Consider the following 10,930-nt stretch of genomic DNA (forward strand, 5'->3'; position numbering starts at 1 on the left):
AACGTCAATTGTTTCTTACAAAGGCAAAGCTATGAAAGTCTTGGTACCTGTCAAACGCGTGGTGGACTTCAACGTGAAGGTCCGCGTCAAGTCCGACGGCAGCGGTGTGGACATCGCCAACGTCAAGATGTCGATGAACCCGTTCGATGAAATCGCGGTCGAGGAAGCCACCCGCCTCAAGGAAGGCGGCAAGGTCACCGAGATCGTGGCGGTATCGGCCGGCGTGACGCAGTGCCAGGAAACCCTGCGCACCGCGATGGCGATCGGCGCCGACCGCGGCGTGCTGGTCGAGACCGATGCCGAGCTGCAGCCGCTGGCCGTGGCCAAGCTGCTCAAGGCCGTGGCCGACAAGGAACAGCCGCAGCTGATCATCCTCGGCAAGCAGGCAATTGACGACGACTGCAACCAGACCGGCCAGATGCTGGCCGCCCTGCTGGGCTGGCCGCAGGCGACCTTCGCCTCCAAGGTCAGCATCGAAGGTGACAAGGCGGTCGTGACCCGCGAAGTGGACGGCGGCCTGGAAACCGTTTCCCTGGCACTGCCGGCGGTGGTAACCACCGACCTGCGCCTGAACGAGCCGCGCTACGTCACTCTGCCCAACATCATGAAGGCCAAGAAGAAGCCGCTGGAAACCGTCAAGCCGGCCGACCTCGGCGTGGACGTGAACCCGCGCGTGAAGACCCTGAAGGTCACCGAGCCGCCCAAGCGCTCCGCCGGCATCAAGGTGCCGGACGTGGCCACGCTGGTCGACAAGCTCAAGAACGAAGCCAAAGTCATCTAATACGTCATGGTGGGTTTAGCTTCGCTCCACCCACCCTACAGTCCTCTATAGAGAATCGTAGGGTGGGTAGAGCGCAGCGAAACCCACCGAGCGCCCAAATACACAGGATTCCATCATGACCGCACTCGTCATCGCCGAACACGACAACGCCTCCCTGAAGGGAAGCACCCTCAACACCATCACCGCTGCCGCCCAGTGCGGCGGCGACGTCCACGTCCTGGTTGCCGGCCACAATGCCGGCGCCGCCGCCGAAGCCGTCTCCAAGATCGCCGGCGTGTCCAAGGTGCTGCTGGCCGATGCCGCGCACTTCGCCGACGGCCTGGCCGAGAACGTCGCCGAGCAGGCGCTGGCCATCGCCGGCAACTACTCGCACATCCTGGCGCCGGCCACCGCCTACGGCAAGAACATCCTGCCGCGCGTGGCCGCCAAGCTGGACGTCGGCCAGGTATCTGAAATCACCAAGGTCGTCTCCGCCGACACCTTCGAGCGCCCGATCTATGCCGGCAACGCGATCGCCACCGTGCAGTCGACCGACAACGTGAAGGTGATCACCGTGCGTACCACCGGCTTCGACGCCGCGCCTGCTGGCGGCAATGCTGCGGTGGAAACGCTTTCCGCTGTGGCTGACTCGGGCAAGTCGGCGTTCGTGTCGCGCGAACTGGCCAAGTCCGACCGTCCGGAACTGACCGCCGCCAAGGTGATCGTTTCCGGCGGCCGCGGCATGGGCTCGGGCGACAACTTCAAGATCCTGGAACCGCTGGCCGACAAGCTGGGCGCAGCGATGGGCGCATCGCGCGCCGCGGTCGACGCCGGCTTCGTGCCGAACGACTGGCAGGTCGGCCAGACCGGCAAGATCGTCGCGCCGCAGCTGTACATCGCCGTCGGCATCTCCGGCGCGATCCAGCACCTGGCAGGCATGAAGGATTCGAAGACCATCGTGGCCATCAACAAGGATCCGGAAGCACCGATCTTCTCCGTGGCTGACTACGGCATCGTGGGCGACCTGTTCGAAGTCGTGCCGCAGCTGGTTTCCGAGCTCGGCTGATCGGGGACGTGGGCGCCCGCAACGGGCGCCCAACAAAATATTCACGCATACCGGGCAGGGCTTGCCGGGTTTGTCGCGGAACTGACAGGATTTTTCTCCCGGTTTCGCAATAATTCCCCGCAGTCCTGCCATTTTTCATGGAGTCTCAGATGAGCTACGTCGCCCCGTTGAAGGACATGCTGTTCGTGATGAACGAACTCGCCGGCCTGTCCCAAGTGAATGCCTTGCCTGGCTGTGAAGATGCCAGCCCGGAAACCGTTGAAGCGGTCCTGGAAGAAAACGCCAAGTTCTGCGGCGAGGTGGTCGCGCCCCTCAACGTCGCCGGCGACAAGGAGCCGAGCTACTGGCACGACGGCAACAAGGTCACCACGACCAAGGGCTTCAAGGAAGCCTTCAAGGCCTTCGGCGAAGCTGGCTGGCAGGGTGTCCAGCATCCGTCCGAATTCGGCGGCCAGGGCTTGCCGAAACTGGTGGCGACGCCGTGCATCGAGATGCTCAACTCCGCCAACCTGTCGTTCGCTCTCTGCCCGCTGCTCACCGACGGCGCGATCGAGGCGCTGCTGACTGCCGGTTCCGACGAGCTCAAGAACACCTACCTGGCCAACCTCATCTCCGGCAAGTGGACCGGCACGATGAACCTGACCGAGCCGCAGGCCGGTTCCGACCTCGCGCTGGTGCGCTCGCGTGCCGAGCCGCAGGGCGACGGCACCTACAAGATCTTCGGCACCAAGATCTTCATCACCTATGGCGAGCACGACATGGCCGAGAACATCGTCCACCTCGTGCTGGCACGCACCCCGAATGCACCGGAAGGCGTGAAGGGCATTTCGCTGTTCGTCGTGCCGAAATTCCTGGTCAACAAGGACGGCTCCCTCGGCGAGCGCAACGATGTGCACTGCGTCTCGATCGAGCACAAGCTCGGCATCAAGGCCAGCCCGACGGCGGTGCTGCAGTTCGGCGACCATGGCGGTGCGATCGGCACCCTGGTCGGCGAAGAGAACCGCGGTCTCGAATACATGTTCATCATGATGAATGCCGCACGCTTTGCCGTGGGCATGCAGGGCATCGGCGTGGCCGAGCGCGCGTACCAGAAGGCGGTCGCCTATGCGCGCGATCGCCTGCAGTCGCGCGACCTCGCAGGTTCCGCAGGCCCGGTCGCCATCATCCATCACCCGGATGTCCGCCGCATGCTGATGTCCATGCGCGCGCACACCGAAGCGGCACGCGCACTGGCCTACGTCACCGCGGCCGCGTATGACGCTGCACACCACCATGCCGACGACGCCGTGCGCAAGACCAACCAGGCGTTCTACGAATACATGGTGCCCGTCGTCAAGGGCTGGTCGACCGAAATGTCGATCGATGTCGCCTCCAACGGCGTGCAGGTGCACGGCGGCATGGGCTTCATCGAGGAAACCGGCGCGGCACAGTACTACCGTGATGCCCGCATCCTCCCGATCTACGAGGGCACGACCGCCATCCAGGCCAACGACCTCGTCGGCCGCAAGACCGCACGCGACGCCGGCGCCACCGCGAAGGCCATCCTGGCCCAGGTGCGCAGGACGGAAGAAGAGCTGTCCGCGTCGTCCTCGCCGGATCTCGCAGCGATCCGCGCGCAACTTGCGATCGGCTCCAAGGCGCTGGAAGACGTGGTCAACTTCGTCGTCAATAACATGAAGTCCGACATCAAGGGCGTGTTTGCCGGCAGCGTTACTTACTTGAGGCTGGCGGGCGTGGTCCTGGGCGGCTGGCAGATGGCGCGCGCCGCGCTGGTGGCGGAGCGCAAGCTGCAGGCAGGCGAGGGCGATGCGAAGTTTTATCAGGCGAAGATCGGCACCGCGCGCTTCTTCGCGGACCACATCCTGTCGCAGGCGTCCGGCTATCGCACGGCCATCGTCGAAGGCAGCGCCGGCGTGATGGCGCTGGCAGAAGACCAGTTCTGACGCGAACCCGGTCTTAAAGTTCGAAAGCGTGAAAGGCAGTCCGGCGCAGGCCGGGCTGCCTTATTTTTTTGCTCTCTGGTGAACTCTCAGCACTTTTTTCAATCTGCCGTATACTGAATTTGACAACCCTTTTGTTTCTGGTCGGAGGCGATCATGAAACGGTTACTGGCAACGGCAGGCCTGCTGGCCGGCCTTGTTGCACCGTGGTGGAGCAGTGCGTGGGCGATCGACGATATCACCACCGCAGACGTGATAGCGATCAATGAGGTGGTGCAGTCGCAGCTCGAGGCGCTATCGAACGACGACGCGGTCAGCGCATTCGAACTGGCCACGCCCGAGAAGCGCATGCTGATCGGCAGCGCGGACAACTTCCTGCGACTGATCAAGGAAGAGTACAACCCGATCTACCGCTACCAGCGCGTGATTTTCTCCAGACCGGAAGTCGTCAACGGTGATGCCATCCAGATCGTGCGCGTCACCGACGGCAACAGCCGGGTGTGGCTCGCCGTGTTCTGGATGCAGCAGGGCGAGGACAGCGCCTGGCGGATCGACGGCTGCCAGCTGCTGGAGACGACCAGCGTTTCCATCTGATTCGATCTGGATCAATAGTCGCGCGCATGGGCCCTTGCGCAGCGCGTGCTCGCCTTGTAGGGCTCCCTCCTCGAACTTATAACGTCATAGTGCGGCGCAAGGCCGCACGGACGTCCACTTACTCCATTCGAGGAGGCAGGATCATGACCCGCAAATACATCGACTGTCGCGAATTTCCCAGCGACATCAACTGTTCGGTTGCACTGAGCGCGGACAGCGAGCAGGAACTCATGGAAGCCGCCGTACAGCATGCGGTTTCCGTGCACCAGCATCAGGATTCGCCGGAACTGCGCCAGCAGCTCAAGCAGATCTTCAGGGAGGGGACGCCGCCGATCGAGCATCCGCTCAGCCATGCGTGGGCGAAAGGCACGGCGGGATCAACCGTAGGCGCCGCCAGTAAACAGTAAGTCGAAGGTGCGGGCGATCGCTGCGATCACCGCGACCGCCCCGCCCGCGAAGGTCAGCACCAGCAGGACTGCCAGCGGCCAGCCGGAGGCTGATTTCCGTCCCGAGGCCTGGTTGTGGGCATCGTCCCATTTCTCGTCCGGCGTGAGGCCGATGACCAGCGCCTCGATGAAACCGGCGAACACGGACAGGGGGAAGAGGGCGACATGGGCCCAAGCCCAGACGTCCTTCTTGCCGTAAAGATAAAACCGATGGAATCCCAGCCCGCCGAAAATGGCGGCAAGGAAGGTGGCGAGTGTCTTGTTTTTGTGGCTGGCGGTCATTCGTGACTTGAAAAAATTGTGTTTCTGAAATGTTCGAGCAGGGTGGAAACCTGCGATTTCCGGGGGCGTAGTGTGCATGACGAAGGCGCGCAGCGCAATTTGACTTAGTTGCTGCCTTACCAAACTTGCAGCTCGCGCGAAAAACAGGCTATAATTCCCGGCTTTTTCCGCCTTCGAACAATTTTTGGAAGCACATTATGGTCGTTATTCGTCTTTCCCGCGCCGGCGCCAAGAAGCGCCCCTTCTACAACATCGTTGCCACCGACTCGCGTAATCGCCGCGACGGCCGTTTCATCGAGCGTCTCGGTTTCTACAACCCGGTTGCCGAAGGCAAGGATGAAGGCTTCCGCATCGCCGCGGACCGCCTGGCCCACTGGCAAGGCGTTGGCGCACAACTGTCCCCGACGGTTGCACGCCTGGTCAAGCAAGCCGGCAAGGCCGCTGCTTAATCAAGGAAGTCGCTTAATTTGTCAGTCAAGACGGTGTCGGGGGTGCAAATCCCTGAAGATCTGGTGCTGGTCGGTCATGTGACCGGCGCCTATGGCATCAAGGGCTGGGTCAGGATCAGGCCCTATTCCGCAGACGCGGATGCGATGCTGCATGCGAAGACGTGGTGGCTGGACAAGCCTGTCCTGCGCGATGTCGACATGATGCAGGCGAAAGTGCACGGCGAAGACGTCGTCGCCCAGTTGATGGGCGTGGCGGACCGCGATGCAGCCGAGGCCCTCAAGGGCGCCGCCGTGCAGATCCGGCGCAGCCATTTCCCGCCGCTTGACGACGATGAGTATTACTGGGTCGACCTGATCGGCCTGCCAGTTGAAAACCTGCAGGGTGAAGTCTTCGGCACGGTTGCAGACATGATGGACAATGGCGCGCATCCGATTCTGCGCGTCGTTGCGCCGGCCGTGTCGGCAGACCAGAAGCCGAAAGAGTGGCTGATCCCCTTCGTCGACCAGTTCGTCAAGACGGTCGACCAGGCAGGGAAGAAAATTACGGTGGATTGGGGGCTGGATTTCTAGCCCGGTTTTGGGGATGAGTCGAGATGCAGTTTGATGTGGTCACGCTCTTTCCCGACATGTTCACCGCGATCACGCAGTCGGGGATCACCCGGCGTGCGTTCGAACAAAAGAAGTGCAGCCTGTCGCTCTGGAATCCGCGCGATTTCACGACCGACAACTATCGCACCATCGACGACCGGCCTTACGGCGGCGGTCCCGGCATGGTGATGATGGCCAAGCCGCTGGAAGCTGCGATCGGTGCGGCAAAGGCGCGCCAGTCGGGGCAGGGCCTGCCGCAGCCGCGCGTGGTGTACCTGTCGCCGCAAGGCCGGCAGCTGACGCACCAACGCGTGATGCAGCTGACGGCCGAGCCGGGCCTGGTGCTGCTGTGCGGCCGGTACGAAGCGGTGGACCAGCGCTTGCTGGACCGCTGTGTGGACGAAGAAATCAGCCTCGGCGATTTCGTGCTGTCGGGCGGCGAGCTGCCCGCGATGGCGCTGATGGACGCCGTGATCCGGCAACTGCCGGGTGTGCTGAACGATGACGTGTCGGCAGTCGAAGACAGTTTCGTGAACGGCTTGCTCGATTGCCCGCACTACACGCGGCCGGAAGTGTACGAAGGCGTGGCGGTGCCGCCGGTCCTGCTGGGCGGGCACCATGCGGAGATTGAAAAGTGGCGGCGCGAACAGGCGCTGCTGGCGACCGCCAGAAAGCGGCCCGACCTGGTGGCGAAAGCCCGCGAGGCGGGATTGCTGACACGGGCGGACGAAAAGTTTTTGAGCAGTTTGAAGTTGTAGAAATTGTAGTAGCGCGCGGGGCAACCCGTATTTGTAAAACCCCATCCTCTACCGGGCATACACTTTGTCAAGCGCCGGCAAGATGGCTTAAGGAGCTGAACATGGACTTGATCCAGAAACTCGAGCAAGAAGAAATCGCCCGCCTGGGCAAAAACATCCCCGACTTCGCACCGGGTGACACCGTCGTCGTCAACGTCAACGTGGTTGAAGGCACCCGCAAGCGTGCACAGGCTTACGAAGGCGTCGTCATCGCACGCCGTAACCGCGGCCTGAACTCCAACTTCATCGTGCGCAAGATTTCGTCCGGTGAAGGCGTGGAGCGTACCTTCCAGCTGTACTCCCCGCTGATCGCTTCGATCGAAGTCAAGCGTCGCGGCGACGTGCGCCGTGCGAAGCTGTACTACCTGCGTGAGCGTTCCGGCAAGTCGGCGCGCATCAAGGAAAAGCTGCCGGCCCGCCGCGTCGTTGCGGAGCAGGCTGCAGAGTAATTGCGGATTGCGCCAGGCGAAAAGGGCACCGGTGGTGCCCTTTTTCATTTCTGCGACGTGTCATGAGCCGGTCGCGCAATCACGCTAGAATCCGTACTGGCATTCGCATCACCAAGGAACACGTTTTGTCCAAACTGCTATTCGACCCCGAAGCGCTTCCCGTTGAATCCCTTGCGGGCGAGCCCGCGGTCGCACAGGAGCGGCTGAACGAATCCTGGTTGCGCGAACGCTTCGCCAACCCGCCCGCCTGGGAGCCCGAGGGCTTCGAGGAAAAACTGATGCGCCGGCAGCCGGGCGAGCCGACCCCGGCATCCGTGCTGATGCCCATCGTCGTGCGCGACGACGGAATGACCTTGCTCCTTACCCAGCGCACCGCCCACCTCAACGACCATGCCGGACAGATCAGCCTGCCGGGCGGACGGGTGGACGAGATCGACACCTCTCCCATCGAAACCGCCCTGCGCGAAACCGAGGAAGAGGTCGGCCTGCACCGGCGGCATATCGACGTGCTCGGCACGCTGCCCGACTACCTCACCGGCACCGGTTTCCGTGTGACGCCCGTCGTGGCCCTCGTGCAGCCGCCCTTCGACCTGCGCGCAGACCCGTTCGAGGTCGCGGAAATCTTTGAGGTGCCGCTTGCCTTCCTGCTCGACGGCGCCAACCACCAGCGCCGCAGTATCGACATGCCGGAATTCGGCCGCCGCACCTTCTACGCCATGCCGTATGACCGTTTCTTCATCTGGGGCGCCACCGCCGGCATGCTGCGCAACCTGTTTCATTTCCTGCGCGCCTGAACGCCGCGGTTTGATTCCGGCCTTGCACTGCGTTATCGTTACGGCTGAGTGATTGAACACACAACCCGATGACCTTTCTCTCCATTCTCTTCGCACTGCTGTTCGAGCAACTGAAGCCGCTGCGGGCCGATAATCCGGTGTATGCGGCAATCAAGCAACTGGCGGCGCGCACGGAAGCCACCTTCAATGCGGGCCAGGAGGGGCATGGGCGGCTGGCGTGGATCGTCACCATGCTGGTGCTGCTGGTGCCGACGCTGGCCGTGTACTGGCTGTGCGCGAAGATCAGCCCCTTGCTCGCGCTGGCGTGGAACGTCCTCGTGGTCTACCTGACCCTCGGTTTCCGCCATTACAGCCACTATTTCACCTCCATCCAGCTCGCGCTCAACAGCGGCGACGAAGCCGCCGCGCGCGGCCTGCTGGCCGAATGGACGAAGCAGGATACGAGCGGCATGAACGTCAGCGAGATCTCGCGCGTTGCTGTCGAGAAGGCGCTGGTCACAACCCATCGGAACGTGTTCGGCGTCTTCTTCTGGTTCGCCATGCCTTTCGGCCCTGCGGGCGCCATTCTTTATCGTGTCGCCGAATTCCTCGCCCGCGCCTGGAACGAACCGGAGCACCTGCGCAACGAGCCGTTCGGGCGCTTTGCCAGGAAGGCGTTCTACTGGATCGACTGGGTCCCCGCGCGCCTGACCGCGATCGCCTTTGCCGTAGTCGGCAACTTTGAAGATGCCATCTATGCCTGGCGCAATTTCGCGCACCGCTGGCAAGACGAAGCGATCGGCATCATCCTGTGCGCCGGGGGCGGGGCGATGGGCTTGCGCCTTGGCAGTGCCCGCGAGAATGCCGCCGACCTGCGGCTTGCCGATGCGACCACTGTCGACGCGGCCGCTGTCGATGTGGAAACGCCACCGGGGGAAGAGGCCACCGTGCGTGCCTTGCAGAGCACCGTCGGGCTCGTCTGGCGCGCCTTGCTGCTGTGGATGCTGCTCCTTCTCCTGCTCTCGTTTGCCGTCTGGCTCGGCTGACCGCCGGTTCCGCTTTCCTTTCTGCATGTCGTCCGTCCGGTGGTGCAACGCCGGACGGCGTCTATCCTGTACTCACAGGACCGCCTGCACCAGGGTCTAAACCATTTCGCAATATTGTCATTTTTCACATTGCGAGATGTTGTTTCACTTCAAGTCTTCTATAAGATATAATATGCAAGAATAATGAAAGCTTGGCGCCGCATAATGGTTCCAGGCCGAGACAGCCGCTTCGCATGCACGAACAAGCACGGACATGCACGCAGCGGCCCCGGAAGCAGTAGTACCGCTTTTTGAAAGAAGCCGAACACATGGCCGATTCCAGCACACCGAAGACCGTTGCGCGCGAGTTCTTCATCCAGGGTCTCACCAGCGACGGCAGGCAGTTCCGCCCCAGCGACTGGGCTGAACGCCTGTGCGGGGTGATGTCCTGCTTCCGGCCGGACGGCGTGCGCGGACCTGGCGCTCATCTCAGGTACTCCCCCTATGTCCGGCCGACGGTGCTGGGCGGGGTCAAATCGGTTGTGGTGAACGAGGCCTTGCGGGATATCGAGCCCTTGGCCTATCACTTTGTCCTGAACTTTGCGAAGGACAACGACCTGCAGATCGTCGACGCCTGCCTGCTGCCGGAGCCGGCCGAGAAAAAGGCCTGATAGCCCAGACGGCCGCATCACCGTTTTTCCAGCAACTCTTCCCGCTAGGGCAACTCGCCGTAAAACGCATCCACCAGGCGCGCGCCAAGGCGGCGCGCCAAGCCTTCGCCGCCCTGCTGCATGGTGGCATGGTGGTTGCGCGCAAAGATTCCGCTGGTGAGCGGGGCAAGCGCGTTCATCCACACCCGCGTCGTACGCACCCGCCATTCGTAACGCACCGTCGTGATGCCGGCTTCGTGGGAAAAGGTCCAGCGCCCCGAACCCGCGAGATCCCCGTCGACCTCCGCTGCAAGGACGCGCGGCGTCTCGATCTGCGTGGTGCGCGCCACGAAACACAGCCGGTAAGGGAGCCGGCCCTTCCATACATAGCGCCGCACGGCGCCGATGCCGTCTGCATCCCCTTCGGCAAGGTGTTCGACCTGCTCCGCGCCCGGCCACCATGCGGGCCACTGCAAGGAGTCAAATACGGCGTCGAACACCGGCCGGCGCGGGGCCGCGAAGTGCCAGAGCGTGAGAAGCCGGTATTCCATGATTTGCCACTGTCGATGGTCTTGATTTGCACTATAGGACGGGTTTCGAGCGGCGTTTTGAACTGCATCGACCCCGCCTTCCGAACCGCCTGTTGATACACAGCCACACCTGCGTCAGCGCCTGACCGGGCGGGGAGCGGAACAAGCGTTCACTCTTTCCCGAAGGCAATAAATGCGCTACCCTATGCAGGATTTGCACGATCCCCTTGGCAAAGGCATGCCATCTTGCCGAGCGACTTGTTTCACTGGAAGTACACACCGGAGCACTCATGCCGCGAAGTCGCTTGCCCCTGAACCTTTCCGCCGCCGCAGTCGTCGCGATGGTGCTGGGGCTTGTCTGCACGACCGCGGTGTTTGTCGGCTTGCGCCGGCTGGAGCATGACAAGGTCGACCTCGATTTCCAGCAGCGCGCCAATGTCCGTACCGTCACGCTGCAACAGCAGCTGACCCAGACGGTCCAGCTTCTGAAGATACTCAACCAGTTCTTCGCGACCGTCGAGCCGGTCAGCCGAGAGCAGTTCCGCATCTTTACCGAGCCACTGCTGCAGCGGCACCCTTAC

Annotated in this window: 14 protein-coding genes and 1 pseudogene; 13 read left to right on the forward strand and 2 right to left on the reverse strand. The window is 62.7% G+C overall.

Annotation, left to right across the window (positions count from 1 at the left end; translation table 11 throughout):
• The first annotated feature begins 31 nt into the window (after positions 1-31).
• From VFF99_RS00700 to VFF99_RS00720, 5 genes are all read left to right on the forward strand, one after another.
• Entirely contained in the window at positions 32-781 is a 750-nt protein-coding gene (locus VFF99_RS00700) for an electron transfer flavoprotein subunit beta/FixA family protein (RefSeq protein WP_325014045.1), read from the forward strand.
• Between the two features lie 115 nt (positions 782-896).
• Positions 897-1,826, forward strand: coding sequence for an electron transfer flavoprotein subunit alpha/FixB family protein (locus tag VFF99_RS00705; RefSeq protein ID WP_325014047.1), 930 nt, complete (start codon positions 897-899; stop codon positions 1,824-1,826).
• Between the two features lie 149 nt (positions 1,827-1,975).
• On the forward strand, positions 1,976-3,769 hold the full coding sequence (locus tag VFF99_RS00710) for an acyl-CoA dehydrogenase (protein ID WP_325014048.1): 1,794 nt from the start codon (positions 1,976-1,978) through the stop codon (positions 3,767-3,769).
• A gap of 153 nt (positions 3,770-3,922) precedes the next feature.
• Positions 3,923-4,360 carry a DUF4864 domain-containing protein gene (locus VFF99_RS00715; protein WP_325014050.1) on the forward strand — a complete coding sequence of 146 codons (438 nt, stop codon included), beginning with the start codon at positions 3,923-3,925 and terminating at the stop codon, positions 4,358-4,360.
• Between the two features lie 143 nt (positions 4,361-4,503).
• Positions 4,504-4,767, forward strand: a complete 264-nt coding sequence (locus tag VFF99_RS00720; RefSeq protein WP_325014052.1) for a DUF1059 domain-containing protein — start codon at positions 4,504-4,506, stop codon at positions 4,765-4,767.
• Here VFF99_RS00720 and VFF99_RS00725 read toward each other — a convergent pair.
• Entirely contained in the window at positions 4,738-5,088 is a 351-nt protein-coding gene (locus VFF99_RS00725; RefSeq protein WP_325014054.1) for an NINE protein, read from the reverse strand. The two genes, VFF99_RS00720 and VFF99_RS00725, sit on opposite strands and share 30 nt — an antisense overlap.
• A 197-nt stretch (positions 5,089-5,285) precedes the next feature.
• On the opposite strand from VFF99_RS00725, the gene rpsP reads away from it, so the two are divergent.
• The 7 genes from rpsP to VFF99_RS00760 all read left to right on the forward strand — a co-directional run bounded on the left by rpsP (position 5,286) and on the right by VFF99_RS00760 (position 9,840).
• Positions 5,286-5,537, forward strand: coding sequence for a 30S ribosomal protein S16 (rpsP, locus tag VFF99_RS00730; RefSeq protein ID WP_325014055.1), 252 nt, complete (start codon positions 5,286-5,288; stop codon positions 5,535-5,537).
• A 42-nt stretch (positions 5,538-5,579) separates the two neighbouring features.
• Entirely contained in the window at positions 5,580-6,107 is a 528-nt protein-coding gene (gene rimM / locus VFF99_RS00735; RefSeq protein WP_325014057.1) for a ribosome maturation factor RimM, read from the forward strand.
• Between the two features lie 23 nt (positions 6,108-6,130).
• Complete coding sequence (gene trmD / locus VFF99_RS00740; protein ID WP_325014059.1) at positions 6,131-6,883, forward strand: tRNA (guanosine(37)-N1)-methyltransferase TrmD; 753 nt, start codon at positions 6,131-6,133, stop codon at positions 6,881-6,883.
• A 101-nt stretch (positions 6,884-6,984) separates the two neighbouring features.
• Positions 6,985-7,371 carry a 50S ribosomal protein L19 gene (gene rplS / locus VFF99_RS00745; protein WP_325014061.1) on the forward strand — a complete coding sequence of 129 codons (387 nt, stop codon included), beginning with the start codon at positions 6,985-6,987 and terminating at the stop codon, positions 7,369-7,371.
• 125 nt (positions 7,372-7,496) lie between these two features.
• Entirely contained in the window at positions 7,497-8,165 is a 669-nt protein-coding gene (locus VFF99_RS00750) for a CoA pyrophosphatase (RefSeq protein WP_325014063.1), read from the forward strand.
• Positions 8,166-8,233: 68 nt separating this feature from the next.
• Entirely contained in the window at positions 8,234-9,190 is a 957-nt protein-coding gene (locus VFF99_RS00755; protein ID WP_325014064.1) for a CobD/CbiB family protein, read from the forward strand.
• Between the two features lie 308 nt (positions 9,191-9,498).
• The gene (locus VFF99_RS00760) at positions 9,499-9,840 is read left to right on the forward strand and encodes a DUF3579 domain-containing protein (RefSeq protein WP_325014066.1); all 342 of its coding nucleotides are present in this window, start codon (positions 9,499-9,501) and stop codon (positions 9,838-9,840) included.
• Positions 9,841-9,884: 44 nt separating this feature from the next.
• Here the strand turns inward: VFF99_RS00760 and VFF99_RS00765 are convergent, their stop codons facing one another.
• Positions 9,885-10,370, reverse strand: a complete 486-nt coding sequence (locus VFF99_RS00765; RefSeq protein WP_325014068.1) for an SRPBCC family protein — start codon at positions 10,368-10,370, stop codon at positions 9,885-9,887.
• 269 nt (positions 10,371-10,639) lie between these two features.
• On the opposite strand from VFF99_RS00765, the pseudogene VFF99_RS00770 reads away from it, so the two are divergent.
• Positions 10,640-10,930, forward strand: a pseudogene (locus tag VFF99_RS00770) (bifunctional diguanylate cyclase/phosphodiesterase); the annotation flags it as partial.

Source organism: Noviherbaspirillum sp., from assembly GCF_035654295.1.
Lineage (GTDB): Bacteria > Pseudomonadota > Gammaproteobacteria > Burkholderiales > Burkholderiaceae_D > Noviherbaspirillum.

Bases quoted from the DNA above. Each gene is read 5' to 3' on its own strand.
- VFF99_RS00760 (WP_325014066.1), top strand. From the start codon at position 9,499: ATGGCCGATTCCAGCACACCGAAGACCGTTGCGCGCGAGTTCTTCATC.
- rplS (WP_325014061.1), top strand. From the start codon at position 6,985: ATGGACTTGATCCAGAAACTCGAGCAAGAAGAAATCGCCCGCCTGGGC.
- VFF99_RS00705 (WP_325014047.1), top strand. From the start codon at position 897: ATGACCGCACTCGTCATCGCCGAACACGACAACGCCTCCCTGAAGGGA.
- VFF99_RS00715 (WP_325014050.1), top strand. From the start codon at position 3,923: ATGAAACGGTTACTGGCAACGGCAGGCCTGCTGGCCGGCCTTGTTGCA.
- VFF99_RS00710 (WP_325014048.1), top strand. From the start codon at position 1,976: ATGAGCTACGTCGCCCCGTTGAAGGACATGCTGTTCGTGATGAACGAA.
- VFF99_RS00765 (WP_325014068.1), bottom strand. From the start codon at position 10,370: ATGGAATACCGGCTTCTCACGCTCTGGCACTTCGCGGCCCCGCGCCGG.
- trmD (WP_325014059.1), top strand. From the start codon at position 6,131: ATGCAGTTTGATGTGGTCACGCTCTTTCCCGACATGTTCACCGCGATC.
- VFF99_RS00700 (WP_325014045.1), top strand. From the start codon at position 32: ATGAAAGTCTTGGTACCTGTCAAACGCGTGGTGGACTTCAACGTGAAG.
- VFF99_RS00725 (WP_325014054.1), bottom strand. From the start codon at position 5,088: ATGACCGCCAGCCACAAAAACAAGACACTCGCCACCTTCCTTGCCGCC.
- VFF99_RS00755 (WP_325014064.1), top strand. From the start codon at position 8,234: ATGACCTTTCTCTCCATTCTCTTCGCACTGCTGTTCGAGCAACTGAAG.
- rpsP (WP_325014055.1), top strand. From the start codon at position 5,286: ATGGTCGTTATTCGTCTTTCCCGCGCCGGCGCCAAGAAGCGCCCCTTC.
- VFF99_RS00720 (WP_325014052.1), top strand. From the start codon at position 4,504: ATGACCCGCAAATACATCGACTGTCGCGAATTTCCCAGCGACATCAAC.